We start from the raw sequence: 18,483 nt of genomic DNA, 5'->3' as shown, positions 1-18,483 counted from the left end.
CTGCGATCACTTCTTGTCGGTCGAGTAGACGTCCTGAGGCGAGGCCGCGAGCTTGCGCGCGCCCTCCTCGTCCAGGCCGAGATCCACTTCGGCCTCCGGCTGGTACGGCTCCACCACGAAACCCGAGGGCAGCCTGAACACGACACGCGCCCCCGGCAGCTCGGACGGCGGCACCTCGAAGAAGAACCGCCCGCTCGTCCACAGGCCCGGCTGCACCCACCGGAAGGCCAGCGTGTAAGTCTCGGTCACCCGGTCCGTGGCGGCGAACTTCTTGCCGTCGGCGGTCAGCAGCACCGGCTGCGCCAGGTGGTAGGGCTTGAGACTGGACATGGCCGAGGCGTTGACGATGAGGAAGAGGTTGTCCGTCCCGATCGTCTGGTCGCCGAGCTTGATCGACTTGGCGGCGACGAACGAGTCCAGCCGCACGGAGAACCGTTTGGCGTCCACGATCTCGCCCTTGCCGCCCGTGTAGGTGAGCGGATCGGTGATCTCGCCCTCTCCCCTGTGCAGGGTCTGCAGCGCCACGGCCGCACCCAGCAGCACCAGCCCGACGGCGAGGCTGAGGAGTTTGGCCCCGATCCCGGGCCGCCGGCCGGCCCGCCTACCGCGGCGAGCAGGCGCGACCGCTGATCGTTGCTGTGTAACGGTCACGCCGCGTCACCCTTTTTGACGGTAAGCGTCACCCGCGCCTTGACCTCGGGGACGAGCTTCTTGTCGCCGGGATCCTTGGGGACGATCTGCCAGCGAGGGGTGGGGTCATTGAAGCCGCCCTCGAATTCGAAGGCGGCCACGTCCATGGACATCTTCTCGGGCGGCTGCTCGTTGTCCTTCAGCCGGTAACGCACGATGACCCGGCTGATCATTCCCGGGTGGAGCTGGCGGCTCTCGCCGCCCCCCTTGCCCTGTGCGAAGACGAACGGCCCCGCGTCCTTGTCGAAGGCAGGAGTGATCTTCAGCAGCGAGGTGGCGAAGAAGTTGGAACCGACGGCCTGCGTCGGATTCTGCCCCGGCAGACCGACGGGGACGGTCTCATCACCTTCGTTGGTGACGTCGAAGACCAGCTCCACGAAGCGCTTGTCCTCGTCGAACTGCGTCTTGGCCCTCTCCACGGTCACGCGCGACTCGACGAACTTGGTGGAGTAGAGGCCCTGGTCGAGCACCGCGCCCTGGCCCAGAGGCTCCGGCTCGTCAGGGGCCTCGCGCAGACCGCCAAGTAGAGCGGTGATGCCGACGGCGGTGAACGCCACCAAGGCAACAGCGGGCACCACTACCGGGCGTCTGGGCTTTTCACTGCTTGCGCCGGAGGGTTCCGTCATGGGTAAGGATGGTAGTAGGTCTCGTCTGTCCCATCTGCCGCAATGCTCCCATCGGGCAGGGAGAATTGCCGAGAAACCCTGCCGCTGTGGGGCTCGAAGCTCATACGCTGTCACGGAGCGGAAAGGGCTGGCCCCTACCCCCTAATGACATATCGGCGGCCGGAGGGTCACGTGACGGACGTGCATCCCGAGCATGCCCAGCTACAGGCGGACCGCATCTACCTGGGCTGGCAGTACATCCTGCTGCATCCCGACCCAGGCCCGCCGCCCAAACGCCCCTCGCCCGCCGAGGAGCCGCCGCCCGCCGCCGCACCCGATGCCGCCGAGCAGGAGCTGCTGCGCCGCGAGCGCCGCCAGGAGGACATGCTCAACCAGCCGGTGCGGATCTTCCGGACGTTCATGCTGGTGCTGGCCGTGCTCATCCTCGCGGCGGCCGTCGCGGGCTACCTCGCGTGGCCGTTCGCGCTCGCGGGGCTCACCGCGGCCGGAGGTGTGGCGGCCATCTGCAGTTACGCGCTGCTGCAGGGCGACAGGGCGGTCAAGTACCGCGTGCTGGAGCAGCAGGCCAGGGACGAGCGCCTGCGGGAGGAACGTGACAAGGAGCTGTTCCGCGCGCAGGAGGAGCACGCTCAGCGCTACCGCGAGTGGCAGGAATCCAAGGAGCGCCACGACAGGCAGCTCAGCTGGTACGCGGTCGCCGTACCCGACGAGATCGACCGCATCGACGTGGCGGGCGGCACGTTGCCCGGCTGGTCGGCGCTGATCACGCTGCTCGGGGCCACACGGCTCTACAGCGGCGGCCACCTGACCGTGCTCGACCTGTCCGAGGGCGCGATCGCGAAGGACCTGATCGAGCTGGCCCGCAAGGGCGGCGACGACCCGCTGGTCTGGGTGCTGCCGGTCGATCTGCCGAGGCTCGACCTGGGGGCCACGCTCAAGCCTGAGGCGTTCGCGGACGTGCTGGCGCACGTGGTGAGCGTGAGCGAGGAACACCGCACCACGCGCGACCTCAGCTTCGACAACGCGATCCTGGAGCGGGTGCTGGAGGTGCTCGGCGAGAACGCCACGATCAGCCAGGTCACGGCCGCACTGCGGGCGCTGGCCCAGGTGGGCGACCCGCGTGACGACCTGAGGTTCGGGCTGATCACGGCGACCCAGCTGGAGCGCATCGGCACGCTGTTCGGGCGCGGGGTGAGCGACCGGGTGGTGATCGAGCGGGCCTGGGCGCTGGAGTCGCAGCTGCGCAAGCTGGAGACGCTGGGCACGGAGGCCGTGCGGCTGCCGCCGGCCAGGCTGCGGGTGGTGAGCATGGACCGGCAGGCGGGCGTGTTCGGCAACCGGGTGCTCGGGACGTACGTGGCCACGGCCCTCACTCACATCCTGCGCCAGTCCGCCGCCTCCGACCGGCCCTGGTACCACACGATCATTGTGGCGGGCGCCGACAAGCTCAGGGGCGACGTGCTCGACCGGCTGATGGACGCCTGCGAGACCTCCCGTACCGGACTGGTCCTGACTTATCGGTCTTTGACCCCCACGGTGCGGGAGCGGCTGGGCAGAGGGCATGCGGCGGTGGCGTTCATGAGGCTGGGCAACGCCGAGGACGCGCGGGTCGCCAGCGAGCACGTCGGCACCGAGCACCGGCTGGAGCTGGCCCAGCTCACCGAGACGATCAGCGAATCGCTGCCCGGGCTCGACGGCGGCTACACCTCGACGATCTCGCAGATGGACGACGACAGGGAGGCCCGGGACGAGAGCCACGCCGACCTGGCGGGCGACATCACCGAGTCCACCGAGTGGGGCAGGACCGCAGACAAGATCTCGGAGAAGGAGCGGGTGCTGCAGCGCTCGCGCGAGTTCCTCGTCGAGCCGCACCAACTCCAGCAGCTCCCCACGACCTCCGTGATCGTCACGGACGCCACGGCCCAGGGCCGGCGCGTACGCCTAGCCGACGCGAACCCGGCCATTCTGACCTTTCCCAAGACCACGCTCGGCGAGCTGGAGGAGGTACGCGAGGCCGTGCTGGCGCTCGATCCCAAGGCGCAGGACGGCGATGGAGAGCCCCCACCGAACCTCGGGCCACCACCGCCACGCCTGGACTGGCGCAAGGGCAGGTAATGACATGGTCAATGTCAAGGTGACGAGCTGACGGTTGGCGGAATTTAACAAAGAACCGTCTGTGGGGGAATGAAATGCAGCCGAGTGTGTCGCTCAGTGGGCCCTGGTATCGAATCCAGTCGATCGCAGCACCCTCGCGAAGCTCGTCGGCGGAGTGGGATTTCGTCACCGTGCTGCCCGCGGTGCTGTCGGCCGCGCAACGCGGCCGGCCGTTCGTGATCGGGTGGCTGTCGCGAGGATCCGGCGCGCCGCTCGAGCTCATCACGAACGCGGGGCCGCTCTCGCCGCCGCGCCAGCCACGCAGGTCCACCGACGCGCCTGAGTTTCCGAACGGGCCACAGCCGCTGCTGTTCCCCGGAGGGGCCCGCGGCGTCCAGCTCGACGAGGAGTATCTCGCCGACCTGGCGGACCTGGTGTGGACGCCGTGCCCGGGCCGGCAGGCGCCGCCGCTGGGGAGCAAGGGGCGCGAGTTCGACCCTGACGAGCTCAGGCGTCCGACCTTGTTCGAGTCGACGCTGGTGACGCTCATGTCGCGGCCGTTCGCCTGGCTGGTGGTGGCCGAGCCGACCGACCTGCTCGACGCCGAGGTGGCGCACCTGCGTACCCAGCTCAACGTGCTCAGGCAGTACGGCGACGCGTCGGAGCGGTCCCGCTTCGACGCCGAGCGGGCAGAGCGGCGCATGCAGGAGCTGGACGCGTTCAGGGAGGCGGGGCTCTGGAACGTACGCGTGCTGGCCGGGGGCGCCACCGCCGAGGAACTGCGGCAGATCGCGCCCGTGCTGGTCGGGTCGGTCGAGATGAGCCAGCACCCGTACCGGCTGCGTAGCTCGCACGGCGCGGCCTACTCGCTGCCGGAGGCCCTCGCCATCACCATGCAGGACCCGGCCGACGGCGCCGCCGCGCCGTTCGCCGCCACCGCCGGCGCTCTCGCCGCGCTGGCCGGGCTGCCCAGGCGGGAGGTCCCCGGGGTACGCGTGCTCGAGTCGGGCTTCTTCGACGTGACGTCCGAGGCCGACGAGGGCGAGCTGGAGCTGGGGGAGATCCTCGACGGGCAGGACAGGGGGGTCGGGTCGTTCCGGGTGCCGCTGGCCACGCTCAACCGGCACGCGTTCGTCACGGGAGCGACCGGCTCCGGCAAGTCGCAGACCGTGCGTCACCTGCTGGAGCAGCTCAGCAGGGCCGGCATCCCGTGGCTGGCCATCGAGCCTGCCAAGTCCGAGTACGCCGCCATGGCCGGACGCCTCGACGAACCGATCACGGTCATCAACCCGTCGGCCCCTGACGGCGTGCCGTTCAGCATCAACCCGCTCGAACCCGAGCCCGGCTACCCCGTCCAGGCCCACATCGACATGGTCAGGGCGCTGTTCATGGCGGCGTTCGACGCCGAGGAGCCGTTCCCGCAGATCATGTCCCTCGCGCTGCAGCGCGTCTACGAGGCGACCGGCTGGGACGTCGTCACGGGCGGCGCCGTGCCCGGCTCGAACGTCCCGCCCAGCATCCCCACCCTCGAACAGCTCCAGCAGCACGCCATGGACGTGATCAAGGAGATCGGCTACGGCCGCGAGGTCCAGGCGGACGTCGAGGGCTTCATCTCGCTCAGGCTCCGGTCCTTGCGGGTCGGCTCGGCCGGGCGCTTCTTCGAGGGCGGCCACCCCGCCGACATCGGCGGCCTGCTCGAACGGGACGTCGTGCTGGCGATCGAGGACGTGGCCAACGACGAGGACAAGGCGTTCCTCATGGGGACGCTGATCATCAGGATCGTGGAGCACCTGCGCATGCGGGCGCGCAGGGAGAAATCCCATGAGCTGCGCCACGTCATCGTGATCGAGGAGGCGCACCGGCTGCTGCGTGACCGCGGCCAAGGCCGGGCCTCCACGCACGCGGTGGAGCTGCTGGCCGGGCTGCTCGCGGAGATCCGCGCGTACGGCGAGGGCATCGTGGTGGCCGAGCAGATCCCGACCAAGCTCGTCTCCGACGTCGTCAAGAACACCGCGCTGAAGGTCGTGCACCGCCTGCCGGCGGAGGACGACAGGAAGCTCGTCGGCGCCGCCATGAACCTCAGCGAAGAGCAGTCCCGCCACGTGGTCTCCCTGCAGCCGGGCTCGGCCGCGGTCTTCGCCGACGGGATGGACCGGCCGCTGCGGGTTCGCATACCGCTGGGGGAGTCTAGGGAGAAGGTGCTGCCCGGGCCGCCGCCGCCCATCCGCGGCCGCCGGTCCGCGGCGTGCGGCGCGACCTGCCGTACCGGGCAGGCGTGCACGCTGGTCGAGCTGCGCGAAGCCGACGTGCTCGCCGACGCGCCCGACTGGGCCTGGTTGAGGATCTGGTGCGACACGGTCGTGCTCGCCTTCGTCAGCAACCGGCCGCTGCCGGGGGTGCCGCGCGTCCTTGCGGCCGCCTGGTCCGACCTGCCGGCGCGGCGCAGGGAATGCCTGCTGGCGACCCTGATCGACCGCTCGGTGCAGCGGCGCGCGTGGTCGCTGCGCAGCTGGTTCGATCCTTCGCTGCTCACGGAGAAGGCGGCCGAGACCGCTACGCGGCTGCTCGCCGGGCTCGAGGGCGGCGGGGAGCGGCCGGGGGCGTCGTGGGTGATCCCCCAGGTCCGGTGGTTGCACGAGGTGGACAGGCTCTTCCCGTACGGCCAGCCCGCCCCCAACCTGCGCAGCCCGGCGCCTCCCATGGAGTACGCCCTCTTCCGCCAGCCGCCGAACGGCAACGGCTCCGCCCCGGACCTCGTCCATACGGAGCTGCTGGGCCATCGGGCCAAGGCGCTGCGGCACCACCCGCTCTCGATGGAGATAGACCGGAACCGGGCGCTCGCGTGGCGGGTGATCCTGGGGGACGACGAGAACGAAGGGGTCCAGCGGGACATCACGACGGTGGCGATCGGGATCGAGGCGTCGGCTCGAGTGCGTCATGTGGGGCAGACGATGGGGGCCGGATGGCTGGAGGGCGTACTGTCCTGGCCTCGGCGTTTCGTCCTGCCGTTCGACCACGACGGCGCCCCGGAGATCGCCTTCGCCGACTCCGCCCCGAGCCTCGCCTGACCCCTCGGCCCCTTCGGGGGACAGAGGGGCGTCACCGGTCGCGGCGGCGCTCGATGCGCTTGCGGCGGGCCACCTCGTGCTTGTGGTCCGCCGCCTCCCGCCGCCGAGCCCGCCGGTCGTCCACGGCCTCCGCCTTGCGGCTCTCCAGCTCCAGCCGCAGGGCCTCCTGGGAGGCCGTGCTCCGGCTGGACACCTTGGCCGCGGCCCGGGCCGCCAGCTTCGCGGCGCGCTTGGGGTTGACGCGCTTGACCTCCCGTCCCTGCGACGGGACAGCGGGCGAGGAGGCCGCCCCCCCGAAATGTCGGCCTGACGAGGCCGCTTCCGGCACACCGGACATCCCATGGAAGGGCGGATACGGTGAAGCCTCGCCCGGGCTACCAACCGGGCCGCGTTTTCGTGTGCATCTCCAGACTATCCGCCAACGCCGACTAGGATCCTTGGGCATGACCCAGCTTCCTCTGCGGGCCCAGCTCGCCAGCGCCCTGGGCCGCAGCGCGGCCACGCTGTCCAGGATGACCGGGCGCGGAGACGGTTCGGTGATCGGCGGGCGAGTGGGCCTGCTGCTCGAGCCCGACCTCCTGCGCAAGCTGGCCCGTGACCGCAAGCTGGCCCTGGTCAGTGCCACCAACGGCAAGACCACCACGACCAGGCTGATCACGTCGGCGCTGCTCGAGCTCGGCGAGGTCGCCACCAACGCGTTCGGCGCCAACATGCCCGCCGGCCACGTCTCGGCGCTCTCCCAGCACAAGGCCGCCCCGTACGGCGTGCTGGAGGTGGACGAGAAGTACCTGCCGGAGGTGCTCGACACGACCGGCGCGAGCGTCGTGTGCCTGATGAACCTCAGCCGCGATCAGATGGACCGTGCCGCCGAGATCTGGCTGCTCGCGCAGAAGTGGCGCAGGGCACTGTCCGGCAAGCCCACCCACGTCATCGCCAACTGCGACGACCCGCTCGTGACCTGGGGCGCCTCCACGGCCGCCAAGGTCACGTGGGTCGCCGGCGGACAGCGGTGGAAGGAAGACTCCTGGTGCTGCCCCGAGTGCGGCGGCCCGCTCGACCGCAAGAACGCCTTCTGGGCGTGCCGGGAGTGCACGTTCCACCGGCCGGAGCCGCAGTGGGCGGTCGACGACGACGTGGCCATCGACCCGCGCGGGCAGCGCTGGCTGCTCGACATCCAGCTTCCCGGCCTGGCCAACCGTTCCAACGCGGTGATGGCGCTGGCGGTGGCGGAGGCGTTCGGGTTGCCGGTGGAGCGCGCGCTGCCCCGGCTGCGCGAGGTCACCTCGGTGGCCGGCCGCTACACCACCGTCGAGCGCGACGGCCGCCACGCGCGGCTGCTGCTGGCGAAGAACCCGGCGGGGTGGCTGGAGGCGTTCGACGTGGCCGACCCGCAGCTACCGATCATCCTCTCGGTCAACGCGCAGGGCCCCGACGGCCGTGACACCTCGTGGCTGTGGGACGTCGACTACCGCATCCTGCGCGGGCGGCCCGTGTTCGTGACCGGCGAGCGCCGCCTCGACCTGGCGCTCAGGCTCGACGTGGCGGACGTGCCGTTCACGCTGTGCGGCACGTTCACCGAAGCCCTCGCCATGCAGCCGCCCGGCCGCGTCGACGTGATCGCCAACTACACCGCCTTCCAGCACATCCGATCGGAGTTCGGCCGTGCCGTCTGACAGCGCCCTGCGCATCGTCTGGATCTACCCCGACCTGCTGAGCACGTACGGCGACCAGGGCAACGTGCTTGTCCTGGAGCAGCGTGCGCACCGCAGGGGCATCGAGACGGAGACGATCCACGTACGCTCGGCGGACCCGGTGCCGGAGACCGGCGACATCTACCTCATCGGCGGCGGCGAGGACCGCCCGCAGATCCTGGCCGCCGAGCGCCTGCGCCGGGACGGCGGCCTCCACCGCGCGATCGCCCACGGCGCCGCCATGCTGGCGGTGTGCGCCGGATACCAGATCATGGGCAGCACGTTCGGCGGCGAGGAAGGCCAGCCCGTGGACGGCATCGGCCTCCTCGACATCGCCAGCTCCCGCGGGCCGGCGCGCGCGGTGGGCGAGCTGGTGGCGGAGGTGGACGCCGCGCTCAACCTCCCCACGCTGACCGGCTTCGAGAACCACATGGGCGTCACCCACCTGGGCCCCGGCGTCAAGCCCCTGTCCAGGACCATCGTGGGCGTGGGCAACGGCGACGGGTTCGAGGGGTGCTACGCGGGTCACGTTGTGGGGACGTACCTGCACGGGCCCGCGCTGGCCCGCAACCCGGCGCTGGCCGACCTGCTGCTGTCGTGGCGGGTGGGTGAGCTGGTGCCGCTCGACGACTCCCGCTACGAGGCTCTCCGCCAGGAACGCCTGGCAGCCGTCCTGCCCAGCTGACCTTCCGTCATGGCGCTCTGCCGCGGGTGCGCGGGGGCCGGAGGTGGGGCGCGCCGGTCGGCGGCAGAGGCCTCACCGAATCGCTTCATGGCTAGCCGATTCGAGATCACAGGTGCGGGCTGGTGCTGTTTCCCGAAAGCCGATCGTATGGCACTGCATGGCTGGTGTGGCCGCGGACGCCCATGGTGGTCGTCGCGGTGAAGAGTGAGTTGAGCAGCGCCTCCTCGACCGAGTCCATGACCGCGGCGAACACGGGGTTCAGCCGATCGTCGGGTATGGGCGGGAGTTGCGGTGGCGCCGTGGTGAAGGCGATGGCGTAGTCGCCGCTTCCGTTGGAGTACGACGCCCCTACACGGCCCATCGCGAAGATCGCCCGACGGGCGAGGCGGCCGAGTTGGCGTGCGTCGAGTGGCGCGTCGGTGGCCACCACGATCATGCAGGAGTTGCCGGTGGGCTCGTGTTGAGTGACTCCTGGGATGAGTTCGTCGACCGGCATCGGGATTCCCCGGACGGTCAACACACCGCCGAAGTTCGCCTGGACAAGCGCCCCGACCGTGACAGGAGTACCATCCACCACCGGCTGCCGGGATGAGGTGCCGATACCGGCCTTGAATCCCAGAGCCGTCGTCCCGGTGCCCGCCCCCACGCATCCCTCTGCAGGCAGTCCGCCGGATGCTCCTTCCAGCGCGTCGAGAACGTGCCGTTCGATGATCGGGCGGCGCCGGATATCGGACAGGAAGCCGTCGTTGGTCTCTCCCACCACGGGGTTGAACGAAAGCCCGTCCGGGCAGCGGTCCATCAGATAGCTGAGCAGCGCGTCAGCCGCTCGGAACGCCGACAACGTGGCGGTCAGGACGACAGGTGACTCCAGCATGCCGAGTTCGTCGATCTGGGTCGAGCCGACCAGCTTGCCATATCCGTTACCGGTGTAAACAGCCGCTGACAGCCCTCGCCGTTCGGTGGTCAGGTGCTGGGGAACGATGGCGGTGACCCCGGTGTGCAGATCGACGCCGTCGTCGATGGTGGTGTGACCTACCAAGACGCCTTCGACATCGCTGATCGCGTTCAACGGTCCGGTCGGCAAGGCCCCGACGACGATGCCCAGCGCGCGCGCCCGCACGCGTGCCCTCGTGGATGGGGTGAGGTGATTGTCCATGATGTTCCTGTTGTCGGTGTTACGATCTGCCGGTGCGCGAGGCGTTACGGCATCTGGCGGGCCGCGTCTGGTGGTATCCCCATGACGAGGACGATGACAATGTGCAGGGAGGCGTCGCGGTCATCGCCGACCATGCGGGCTCCATTGTGGTCGACGCCGGCAACAGCCCATCGGCCGCGCACCGGATACAGGCGGCGATCGAGGCCGCCGGGCTACCGGCCGCACGGCAGCTGATCTATACGCATCACCACTGGGATCATGTCTGGGGCGCGTGCGCGTGGTCGGATGTGGAGATCATCGGTCACCGGGCAGGCGCCCGCATTCTGGAGGCGGAGACCCGACGCCCGTGGAGTCACCGCTACCTGCGTGACGAGGTTGAGGCGAATCCTCGGCTCGGCCCCAGTTTCCGAGCACGCGCATGGGCGATGCCCTCCTGGGAGGGATTCGCAGTGATTCCTCCGCACACCGAGTTCGATGACGTGCTCACCCTGCCGAGCGGAGTCGAGGTGAGACACGTCGGAGGACGGCATGCCGAGGACTCGACGGTGGTAGCCGTACCGGACTCCGGTGTGCTTCTGCTGGGAGACTGCTTCTACCCGCCGCCGTTCCATCTGCGTGAGCCGGGCGACGGATATGCCGTCGACCTGGTCGAGTTCCTGCTTGACGAGTACGCGCGCTATGACTGGTACGTCGACAGCCATCACCGTCCGCGATCGGCACAGGACGTGCGGGACGTACTCGGCACCACGTCCAGTTGAGGGCTGTGATCGTGACCGGCCAGCCAGTGGGGCGCATTCGTCAACACCATCCTGGTGCTCTCTTGGAGGGACTTGCTGAGCTTTGCGGACAGGTCCCTCCAAGTGAGCGACATCTTCCTCGTTCCTCGGTGGTCAGGCCGCGTGGCTTGTACCCGCGGCGGCGGACTGTGCGAACCGTTCGGTCCGCATGGCGGATCTTCCCGATGACAGGTGAACGATCCGTCAGGCTCCCAGGCTCGCGCCGCGCACGAACTCCTCAACCGAGGTCGGCTTGATCTCCGCGTAGCGATCGTTGTCCAGGTTGTCGAACTTGCCCTTCCCGGTCACCATGCACCACTGGTACTGCAACGCCACGTAGTCGAAGGGATTCTGCGTCGCCTTGGCCCGGCGCTCGATTTCGGAGCGCAGTTCGTCGGCCGTGCCCAGCGTCCGCAACTCCAGTTTCCGGCCTGTGCCGCGCTCGACCGCCGCGTGGAACTGGCGCATCGAGACGACCTCACCGGCGAAGCGCACCGTGCCTCCGTTCGCCAGAGCCGGGTCCAAGACGGCGGCGGCGGTGTAGGCGGCCGTGTCCTGGACGGTGGTCAGATCCAGCGGCTGGTCGGGGTCGCCCCAGTGCGACAGGGTGTCCTTCTCCCAGTCGATGAGATCCATGAAGCCCACCATCACCTCGACGAAGGCCCCGTTAAGCACCGAGAGGACGCTGAGGGGGGTTTCAGCGAAGCCCGCTGCCGCCTGCCGCCGCCAGTCGATCATGAAGTTGTCGCCGTCGTCGAGCCTGGTGATATCGATGGCGAAGTCCGAGGGGACAAACCGGGCCGCTCCGGCCTGCTCGGCCGCCGTCAGCAGGTTCGCCTGCCCGTCCACGATGAGGTCGGGACCGCCCTGGACGGCGGAGACGACGGTTTGTGCCCCGCCGATTGCGGTGGCCAGCCGGTCGGTGGGGTCGGTGATGTCGCCCTCGACCAACTCGACTCCCTTGGCCTTCAGGGCATCGAGGGCCTGCTTCTTCTCGCCGACGGCCCCGGGGCGCACCAGCGCGCGCACGGTCGCGCCCTTGGCCAGGAAGGCCGACACGAGCCGGTTGCCAAGCAGCCCGGTCGCCCCCACCAGGAACACCTTTGCCTGTGCTGTCATTGTCGTTGCATCTCCTTGAGTAGCCACGCTGTATCGCGTGGGCGGTACGGCGGATGAGCAGCATGTGTCCGATCACGGGCATGGTCTGTTCGGCCCGCTTCGGGTGGTCGACTGTGAAGGTAAACTCTGAAACCGGTTACAAGGTCAAGTGGTGAAGGTGGACACCATGCGCATCGGGGAACTGGCCAGGCGTACCGGAGTCGATGAGCAACTGCTCCGCTATTACGAAAAGCAGGGCCTGCTGGTGCCCGAGCGGTCCGCCAATGGCTACCGCGAGTACGACGAGGCCGATGTGGGCGCCGTGCGGAAGATCCGGGGGTTGCTGGCCGCCGGGCTGTCCACGACCACCATCGCCGAGGTCAGCTCATGTCTGCGCGATGACTCGCTGCCGACCCCCGCGTGCGCGGGGGTCGTCGAGCGGCTGCGCGGCGAACGCGAGCGAATCGACCAGGTCATCCAGGGCCTCCTGGACGCCCGCGCCGCCCTCGACGACGTCATCCGCCGTGGGGAGGGTGCGGGCTCCCCAACGCCGGACGTTCGCACTACGGTGTCGAACTTTGCGGGCAGGCCGGGCGACTCGCGGCCACGGGCCGCATCGAACGCGACGGGCCGCATAGAACTCAATCTTCGTTAGAGTGTTTTCGCGCTGGTCAGGGGGTTTCGTGCCTGCCGTCATCGGCTCCAAGAGCTGGACGTAGATTCCTGGCCACCCAACCCCGACACCGGCATGTCCCGACCTGAGACCCGAACAAGTCCGCCACCGCCGAGCTGAGCTAAGCGTTGCCGCCCCAGGCCTTGGGAGATGCGCACGCCGACCAGATCGAGTCCGTGAGCCGCGCCGGCGGTCAACCCGGCCCACTGTCCCGGGCGGCCGGCCGCTGCGCGGGGCGGAGATGCTGATCCGCAGGCCACCCGCCGAGGTGTTCCAGGCGTTTGCGGATCCGGACGTCACGACCAGGTTCTGGTTCACGAAGAGCACCGGCAAGCTGACGCCGGGCGCGCACGAGAGTGGGCACAGCCGGACGGGCGACGAGGTCGTCGCCCACGTGGCAGCCTCGGTCGGTGGCTTCACCATCGTGCTGTGCGCGGCGAAGGCCCTGTTGGAGCGGGGCATCGAGTTGAACGCCGCACGCGACGCCCACCCCGGCAATCTGGTGACGGGTCAGTAGACCAGCGCCTGCGCGCCCTCGCTGACCGCTTCCTCGACGAACGCCGGAGCGCCCGCGATGCGGACCCCCTCCACCACGTCGTCCACGGTGATGTTCCTGCGGGCCGCGCACTGGGTGCAGAGCGTCACCCGCCCTCCTGCCAGCACGGCATCGAGCAGATCCACGAGCGGCGCGGCATGCGGCAGGCTGAACTCCTTGGCCCTCCCCGGCAGCGCGAACCACGACGCCTCGCCGGTCAGCCAGAGAGAAACGGGCACACCGCTCGCGAGCGCGGCGGCCGCGACCGTGAACGCCTGGTTGCACCGCTCAGGAGCATCCGCCCCGGCGGTCACCTTGATCACCAGTGATCGTCCCATACCGCCACCCTAACGCCCCGGCCCGCGACGAAGGACTCCGATCGGAGACTCCGCGGAACGCTGATCACTCGGGAAGTGAGCCGGGCCGGTCCTGCGCCGTTTCCTGACGGTCTTCGCGGGCCGGTGCGCAGTTCTGGTCGCAGCCGCTGAAGCGGGCCGTGTTCACCGGGGCGAAGTCCGAGGCCGGCACGTCCTGCAGCGCCGCCACCATGGTGTCCTTCCAGATCGGCCCGGGCACCGAGGCGCCGGCCACCGCGCCGAAGTACCGGCCGCCGATCGTGACCCCGGTCAGCTTGTACCGCTGGGAGCCACGTGGGTCGCCCAGGCTGACCGCCCCCGCGAGGTCGGGTGTGAACCCGGCGAACCAGGCCGTGGCGTACCCGTCCGTGGTGCCCGTCTTGCCCGCCGCCGGGCGGCCGATGCCGCCGACCCCGCTCATCGTGCCCTTGGTGAACACGCCGGACAGGACGTGCGCGGTGGCGTCGGCCACCTCCGGGTCCAGCGCCTTGCGGCACGACGGCTCGTACGAGCTCGTCGTGCCCGCACTCGCGTCGGTCACCTTGGTGATGACCATGGGCGCGCAGTACGTCCCGCGCGCCGCGACGGCCGCGTACGCGGTGGCCACGGTTACCGGGTCCATCTCGTTGATCCCGAGTGTGAACGTCTCGTACTCCTGCAGCGGGCCACCGTCCGCCCGCCTGATGCCCAGCGACTTGGCCGTCTCCACCGTCTCGCACAGGCCGACCCGCTGCTCCAGCGCCATGAAGAACGTGTTCACCGACCCCCATGTGCCGGTCGCCAGCGTCTTGAAACCGGGCGAGCCCTCGTCATTGGTGACCGTCCAGGACGGAATGCCCATGTTCTGGCCCTTGCAGTTCTTGAACGAGGCATAGCCGGGGGCGGTGTAGGCGTTGGTCACGCTGATCCCGTCGTCGATCTTCATGCCCTGCTCGAGCGCCGTGATCAGCGTGAACGTCTTGAACGTCGAGCCCGCCTGGAAACCGATCAGCCCGCCGTGCCGCTTGTCCGCCACCGGGTTGTAGGAGATCTCCTTCCGCTTGGCCGAACGGCCGTAGGGCCGGCTGGCGGCCATCGCCTTGATCTTGCCCGTGCCCGGCTCGACCAGCGCCTCGGCGGCGACGGGGTGGTCCGACGCGAACACGTGCCTGCTGATCGCCGTCTCCGCCGCCCGCTGCGCCTTCGGGTCCAGGGTCGTGTAGATCTTCAGGCCACCACGCTGGAACCGCTGCTCCCTGATCCGCTGCGTCTTGCCGAAGGCGGGGTTGGTGAGCAGCTCATAGCGTACGTACTCGCAGAAGTAGGGATACGGGCTGTCCTGGCATCCATTAGGCGCGTCGACCCCCTTGTAGCCGAGCTTCTCCGCCTTGGCCCGCGCCGCCTGCTCCGGCGTGATCCGGCCGAGCTGCGCCATCCGGTCCAGCACCACGTTCCGGCGCTCCAGCAGTAGCTTGCGGGCCTGCTTGCCGAGCTCGGGGTCGGTCCTGTTGGGGTTCTGGACGGCTCCGGCCAGGGTCGCCGCCTGGGCCAGGCTCAGGTCGGCCGCAGAGACGCCGAAGAAGCGCCGCGCCGCCGCTTCCACGCCGTTGGCGCCCGCCCCGAAGTAGGCGATGTTCAGGTATCTACGGAGAATCTCGTTCTTGCTGTATTTCTGCTCGACGCCCATCGCGTACCGCAACTCCTTGAGCTTGCGCGCGTAGCTGGCCTCCAGCGCCTTGTTCTTGCCCTCCTCGGTGCCGGCCGAGTTCAGCAGGACCTGCTTGACGTACTGCTGGGTGATCGACGAGCCGCCCTGGGCGATGCCGCCCGAGCTGAGGTTCTTGGCCAAGGCCCGGATCGTGCCCTCGAAGTCGATCGCGCCGTGCTCGTAGAAGCGGTAGTCCTCGATGGCGACGATCGCCGTCCTCATCACATCGGCGATCTGGTCCAGGCGTACGACCTTGCGGTTCTCGGCGTAGAACTGGGCGATGCGGTCGCCCTTGGCGTCGTACACGACGGAGGTCTGGGCCAGGGGCGGCTCTTCGAGCTGGGCGGGCTTGAGATCCAGCGTCTCGGCCGCCGAGACGACCAGCGTGCCCGTGCCGCCCACGGCGGGTAGCGCGAGCGCGGCCACCACGGCGCCGGCGGACACGGCCGCTCCGATCAGACGGGCAAGGCTCGACAAAGGGCGCGAAGGGGACATGGGCGTCATGACAGCACAAGGCCATTCTTACTGTCCAAGACCGATATGCCTTCTTCATCGATATCGGAATGGATATCGAGCGAAGGAGGACCACGCGGATCGAGGCCGTACGGCAGGCCAGGGCCACTACGCTTGGGGAGCATGGAAGAACCTGAGGTGCACCCCGACCTGGAGCACATCGCGTTCCTGCTCGGGCGGTGGGAAGGCGCCGGCGTGGGCGGTTACCCGACGATCGAGAGCTTCAACTTCGGTCAGGAGATCGAGTTCGGGCACAACGGGAAGCCGTTCCTGTCCTACGTGAGCCGCACCTGGCTGCTCGACCAGGACGGCAACCGGGTCAAGCCGCTGGCCACCGAGTCGGGATACTGGCGTGCCCAGCCCGACAGGCAGATCGAGGTGGTGCTCGCGCACCCGACCGGGATCGTCGAGATCTACATCGGCGAGGTGGTCTTCCACAAGATCGAGCTGCGCACGGACGTCGTCGCCCGCACCGCCTCGGCCAAGGAATACACCGCGGGCCACCGGCTGTACGGGCTGGTCAACGGCAACCTCATGTGGGCGTACGAGATGGCGGCCGTGGGTCACCCGCTCACGGACCATATGTCGGCGGAGCTGAAGAAGGTAGCTTGACCCGTTATGAGCACGCCCTTCACCGCTGACGCCGTCGAGGCGATCAAACGCCACATGAACGACGACCATGCCGAAGACGCGCTGATCATCGTGCGAGGGCTCGGCGGCCGCCCGGCCGCCACCTCGGCGGTGACGAGTGACGTGGACGCCGAGGCGATCGAGTTCACCGTCGACGGCGGGGAGCGGGTGCGGGTGCCCTGGGGAGAGACGCTCACAGAGCGGGCCCAGGTGCGAAAGGCCGTGGTGCGGCTCTACCGGGACGCGTGCGGCAAGCTCGGCATCGCGGCACGAGGCGAGCACTGACCCGAGAACATGAAGAAGGGCCCCAGGCCTACTCCGCCTGCCGAGCAGGCGGGCCGGATGGACCAAGGCCGGGATAGGATCCCGCCCTCCGGCTGCCAGGGGCCCCGGTGGTTGCCTCGAATTCGCCGTACGTCACGAGACGAGACAACAGTCCGCGGCGTTAGCGGACAACCACCTCGCTAGTCCAACTATGAATCACCATTGTTTGGACCACCTCCTTTCCGCGTACCAAAGAAGCTATGCGCTCCTGCTCGGAGGGGGCAAGTGAATATCGGTGGACCGTCCGGCGGCCCAGCGCAAGGTGCGGACGATGCGCCTAAACTCAGGACATGACCGAGACGCAGTGGCATGAGGAACTCCGCGCCAAGGGCTACCGGGTCACCCCCCAGCGTCAGCTTGTCCTTGAGGCGGTCAAGTCGTTGGAGCACGCCACGCCGGAGGAGATCTGCGTCAAGGTCCGCGAGACCGCCCGCGGCGTCAACATCTCGACGGTCTACCGCACGCTGGAGCTGCTCGAAGAGCTCGGCATGGTCACCCACACCCACCTCGGGCACGGCGCGCCGACCTACCACCTGGCCGCCGAGGCCGATCACGTGCACCTGGTGTGTCGGGGCTGCGACGAGGTGTTCGAGGTGCGGCCCGAGCTGGCGGAGGGGCTGGTCAAGGGGCTGGACGAGGAGCTGGGGTTCATCGCGGACGTGCATCACCTGACGGTCTTCGGCAGGTGTCGCAACTGCCGATAGGCGCCCGGCCTCCCGTCTTCGGGCACTGTCATGACTGCCTATAGCCTGGATGGCATGCGTAGCCCTCTGCTCGACCTCCCCGGTGCCGTCGCCGCCGACGTGCCGGACTCCGACGTAGCCGCGCACTACGGTGACCTGTTCGCCGAGCAGCGCGCGCTGGCCAAGGGTGAGGCGGTCGTCGACCGCAGCAACCGCGAGGTGGTCCGCGTCTCCGGCACCGACCGGCTCAAATGGCTCAACGACCTGACCTCGCAGAAGCTCGACACGTTGCGGCCCGGCGAGTGGACGCAGACGCTCGACCTCGACCTCCAAGGTCACGTGCAGCACCACCTGACGCTGGTCGACGACGGCGAGAGCGTGCTGGCCCACGTCGAGCCGGGCACCGCGCAGAGCCTGGTCGACTATCTCGACCGGATGCGGTTCATGCTCCGCGTGGAGGTGTCGCGGGCCGACGAGCTGGCCGTGCTGTCCACAGCCACCGAAGACTTCCTGGTGCCGCGCGACGAGCTGCCCGACCACCTGGGCAGGCCCCTGGCGGGGCTGTGGGCTTACGAGGCGCTGCGGATCGAGGCGCACCGGCCGCGGCTGGGGCTCGACACCGACCACAAGACGATCCCCCACGAGGTGGGATGGATCGGCTCGGCCGTGCACCTGAGCAAGGGCTGCTACCGGGGCCAGGAGACCGTCGCCAGGGTGCACAATCTCGGGCATCCGCCGCGCCGCCTGGTGTTCCTGCACCTCGACGGCAGCGTCGACACGCTGCCCCCGCACGGCGCCCCGGTGGTCTTCGAGGGCCAGGAGGTCGGCGAGGTCGGCTCGGCCGCCCGGCACCACGAGCTGGGCCCGATCGCGCTGGCCGTGATCAAGCGGACGGTGCCGCTGGACGCGCCGCTGCTGGCCGGCGGGGTGGCGGCGGCGCAGGAGGTCGTCGTGCCGCCGGACGCGGGCCGCAACGTCAGCATCGACCCCTCGCTTCGCCGCCGCATCCGCTGAGGGCCGCCTAGACCTCGACGATGAGGGTGATCGGGCCGTCGTTGACCAGCGACACCTTCATGTCCGCACCGAAGACACCCGTCTCCACGTGCGCGCCCAACGCGCGCAGCTCCTCCACCACCGCGTCCATCTCAACGCTCAGACACGGCCCGCTGATCGGACGAGCGGCTTCCAGTGAGCCGGC

At 69.3% G+C, this 18,483-nt stretch carries 19 protein-coding genes; 11 read left to right on the top strand and 8 right to left on the bottom strand.

Annotated features, from left to right (window positions below):
- Nucleotides 1–6 precede the first annotated feature (6 nt).
- Nucleotides 7–651 (bottom strand): hypothetical protein, encoded by a 645-nt coding sequence (locus AB0J09_RS05845; protein WP_360685750.1) that lies wholly within the window; start codon nucleotides 649–651, stop codon nucleotides 7–9.
- Nucleotides 648–1,316 (bottom strand): hypothetical protein, encoded by a 669-nt coding sequence (locus AB0J09_RS05840; RefSeq protein WP_360685747.1) that lies wholly within the window; start codon nucleotides 1,314–1,316, stop codon nucleotides 648–650. The genes AB0J09_RS05845 and AB0J09_RS05840 overlap by 4 nt, the downstream gene beginning before the upstream one ends.
- Nucleotides 1,317–1,487: 171 nt before the next feature.
- Here AB0J09_RS05840 and AB0J09_RS05835 point away from each other — a divergent pair, with 171 nt between their 5' ends.
- Together AB0J09_RS05835 and AB0J09_RS05830 are read left to right on the top strand one after the other, a co-directional pair.
- On the top strand, nucleotides 1,488–3,431 hold the full coding sequence (locus tag AB0J09_RS05835) for a hypothetical protein (RefSeq protein WP_360685744.1): 1,944 nt from the start codon (nucleotides 1,488–1,490) through the stop codon (nucleotides 3,429–3,431).
- An 86-nt stretch (nucleotides 3,432–3,517) separates the two neighbouring features.
- On the top strand, nucleotides 3,518–6,478 hold the full coding sequence (locus tag AB0J09_RS05830; RefSeq protein ID WP_360685741.1) for an ATP-binding protein: 2,961 nt from the start codon (nucleotides 3,518–3,520) through the stop codon (nucleotides 6,476–6,478).
- 31 nt (nucleotides 6,479–6,509) lie between these two features.
- Here AB0J09_RS05830 and AB0J09_RS05825 read toward each other — a convergent pair whose 3' ends face one another.
- Nucleotides 6,510–6,815, bottom strand: a complete 306-nt coding sequence (locus AB0J09_RS05825; protein ID WP_360685739.1) for a DUF2992 family protein — start codon at nucleotides 6,813–6,815, stop codon at nucleotides 6,510–6,512.
- Between the two features lie 106 nt (nucleotides 6,816–6,921).
- On the opposite strand from AB0J09_RS05825, the gene AB0J09_RS05820 reads away from it, so the two are divergent.
- Nucleotides 6,922–8,151: a MurT ligase domain-containing protein gene (locus AB0J09_RS05820; RefSeq protein WP_360685736.1), complete on the top strand. Its 1,230-nt coding sequence runs from the start codon at nucleotides 6,922–6,924 to the stop codon at nucleotides 8,149–8,151.
- The gene (locus AB0J09_RS05815) at nucleotides 8,141–8,854 is read left to right on the top strand and encodes a glutamine amidotransferase (RefSeq protein WP_360685734.1); all 714 of its coding nucleotides are present in this window, start codon (nucleotides 8,141–8,143) and stop codon (nucleotides 8,852–8,854) included. The genes AB0J09_RS05820 and AB0J09_RS05815 overlap by 11 nt, the downstream gene beginning before the upstream one ends.
- Nucleotides 8,855–8,960: 106 nt before the next feature.
- Here AB0J09_RS05815 and AB0J09_RS05810 read toward each other — a convergent pair whose 3' ends face one another.
- Nucleotides 8,961–10,010 (bottom strand): P1 family peptidase, encoded by a 1,050-nt coding sequence (locus AB0J09_RS05810; protein WP_360685732.1) that lies wholly within the window; start codon nucleotides 10,008–10,010, stop codon nucleotides 8,961–8,963.
- Between the two features lie 32 nt (nucleotides 10,011–10,042).
- Between AB0J09_RS05810 and AB0J09_RS05805 the strand changes: the two genes are divergently transcribed.
- Nucleotides 10,043–10,768: an MBL fold metallo-hydrolase gene (locus AB0J09_RS05805; protein ID WP_360685729.1), complete on the top strand. Its 726-nt coding sequence runs from the start codon at nucleotides 10,043–10,045 to the stop codon at nucleotides 10,766–10,768.
- Between the two features lie 222 nt (nucleotides 10,769–10,990).
- Here the strand turns inward: AB0J09_RS05805 and AB0J09_RS05800 are convergent, their stop codons facing one another.
- The gene (locus AB0J09_RS05800; RefSeq protein WP_360685726.1) at nucleotides 10,991–11,905 is read right to left on the bottom strand and encodes an NmrA family NAD(P)-binding protein; all 915 of its coding nucleotides are present in this window, start codon (nucleotides 11,903–11,905) and stop codon (nucleotides 10,991–10,993) included.
- A gap of 166 nt (nucleotides 11,906–12,071) precedes the next feature.
- Between AB0J09_RS05800 and AB0J09_RS05795 the strand changes: the two genes are divergently transcribed.
- Nucleotides 12,072–12,539: a MerR family transcriptional regulator gene (locus AB0J09_RS05795; RefSeq protein WP_360685723.1), complete on the top strand. Its 468-nt coding sequence runs from the start codon at nucleotides 12,072–12,074 to the stop codon at nucleotides 12,537–12,539.
- Between the two features lie 259 nt (nucleotides 12,540–12,798).
- On the top strand, nucleotides 12,799–13,074 hold the full coding sequence (locus AB0J09_RS05790; protein WP_360685720.1) for a hypothetical protein: 276 nt from the start codon (nucleotides 12,799–12,801) through the stop codon (nucleotides 13,072–13,074).
- Here AB0J09_RS05790 and AB0J09_RS05785 read toward each other — a convergent pair.
- Together AB0J09_RS05785 and AB0J09_RS05780 are read right to left on the bottom strand one after the other, a co-directional pair.
- Nucleotides 13,068–13,430: a DsrE family protein gene (locus AB0J09_RS05785; RefSeq protein ID WP_360685718.1), complete on the bottom strand. Its 363-nt coding sequence runs from the start codon at nucleotides 13,428–13,430 to the stop codon at nucleotides 13,068–13,070. The two genes, AB0J09_RS05790 and AB0J09_RS05785, sit on opposite strands and share 7 nt — an antisense overlap.
- A gap of 64 nt (nucleotides 13,431–13,494) precedes the next feature.
- Complete coding sequence (locus AB0J09_RS05780; protein ID WP_360685715.1) at nucleotides 13,495–15,579, bottom strand: transglycosylase domain-containing protein; 2,085 nt, start codon at nucleotides 15,577–15,579, stop codon at nucleotides 13,495–13,497.
- Between the two features lie 192 nt (nucleotides 15,580–15,771).
- Here AB0J09_RS05780 and AB0J09_RS05775 point away from each other — a divergent pair, with 192 nt between their 5' ends.
- The 4 genes from AB0J09_RS05775 (at nucleotide 15,772) to AB0J09_RS05760 (ending at nucleotide 18,299) form a co-directional block, all read left to right on the top strand.
- Complete coding sequence (locus AB0J09_RS05775) at nucleotides 15,772–16,260, top strand: FABP family protein (RefSeq protein ID WP_360685713.1); 489 nt, start codon at nucleotides 15,772–15,774, stop codon at nucleotides 16,258–16,260.
- 6 nt (nucleotides 16,261–16,266) lie between these two features.
- Nucleotides 16,267–16,563 carry a DUF2470 domain-containing protein gene (locus AB0J09_RS05770; RefSeq protein WP_360685710.1) on the top strand — a complete coding sequence of 99 codons (297 nt, stop codon included), beginning with the start codon at nucleotides 16,267–16,269 and terminating at the stop codon, nucleotides 16,561–16,563.
- 329 nt (nucleotides 16,564–16,892) lie between these two features.
- Nucleotides 16,893–17,306, top strand: coding sequence for a Fur family transcriptional regulator (locus AB0J09_RS05765; protein ID WP_360685707.1), 414 nt, complete (start codon nucleotides 16,893–16,895; stop codon nucleotides 17,304–17,306).
- Between the two features lie 54 nt (nucleotides 17,307–17,360).
- Nucleotides 17,361–18,299: a glycine cleavage T C-terminal barrel domain-containing protein gene (locus AB0J09_RS05760; RefSeq protein WP_360685704.1), complete on the top strand. Its 939-nt coding sequence runs from the start codon at nucleotides 17,361–17,363 to the stop codon at nucleotides 18,297–18,299.
- Nucleotides 18,300–18,306: 7 nt separating this feature from the next.
- On the opposite strand, the gene AB0J09_RS05755 is transcribed toward AB0J09_RS05760, so the two are convergent.
- On the bottom strand, nucleotides 18,307–18,483 hold a 177-nt coding region (locus AB0J09_RS05755; protein ID WP_360685888.1), incomplete at its 5' end, for a D-aminoacyl-tRNA deacylase.

This window comes from Nonomuraea sp. NPDC049784 (genome assembly GCF_040659615.1).
Lineage (GTDB): Bacteria > Actinomycetota > Actinomycetes > Streptosporangiales > Streptosporangiaceae > Nonomuraea.
The sequence above is the reverse complement of the archived record's forward strand: the minus strand, read 5'-3'. Positions and strand labels throughout refer to the sequence as shown.

Coding starts and splice junctions, on each gene's coding strand:
- AB0J09_RS05840 (WP_360685747.1), bottom strand. CDS start 1,316: ATGACGGAACCCTCCGGCGCAAGCAGTGAAAAGCCCAGACGCCCGGTA.
- AB0J09_RS05825 (WP_360685739.1), bottom strand. CDS start 6,815: ATGTCCGGTGTGCCGGAAGCGGCCTCGTCAGGCCGACATTTCGGGGGG.
- AB0J09_RS05820 (WP_360685736.1), top strand. CDS start 6,922: ATGACCCAGCTTCCTCTGCGGGCCCAGCTCGCCAGCGCCCTGGGCCGC.
- AB0J09_RS05810 (WP_360685732.1), bottom strand. CDS start 10,010: ATGGACAATCACCTCACCCCATCCACGAGGGCACGCGTGCGGGCGCGC.
- AB0J09_RS05800 (WP_360685726.1), bottom strand. CDS start 11,905: ATGACAGCACAGGCAAAGGTGTTCCTGGTGGGGGCGACCGGGCTGCTT.
- AB0J09_RS05795 (WP_360685723.1), top strand. CDS start 12,072: ATGCGCATCGGGGAACTGGCCAGGCGTACCGGAGTCGATGAGCAACTG.
- AB0J09_RS05790 (WP_360685720.1), top strand. CDS start 12,799: ATGCTGATCCGCAGGCCACCCGCCGAGGTGTTCCAGGCGTTTGCGGAT.
- AB0J09_RS05785 (WP_360685718.1), bottom strand. CDS start 13,430: ATGGGACGATCACTGGTGATCAAGGTGACCGCCGGGGCGGATGCTCCT.
- AB0J09_RS05775 (WP_360685713.1), top strand. CDS start 15,772: ATGGAAGAACCTGAGGTGCACCCCGACCTGGAGCACATCGCGTTCCTG.
- AB0J09_RS05770 (WP_360685710.1), top strand. CDS start 16,267: ATGAGCACGCCCTTCACCGCTGACGCCGTCGAGGCGATCAAACGCCAC.
- AB0J09_RS05765 (WP_360685707.1), top strand. CDS start 16,893: ATGACCGAGACGCAGTGGCATGAGGAACTCCGCGCCAAGGGCTACCGG.
- AB0J09_RS05760 (WP_360685704.1), top strand. CDS start 17,361: ATGCGTAGCCCTCTGCTCGACCTCCCCGGTGCCGTCGCCGCCGACGTG.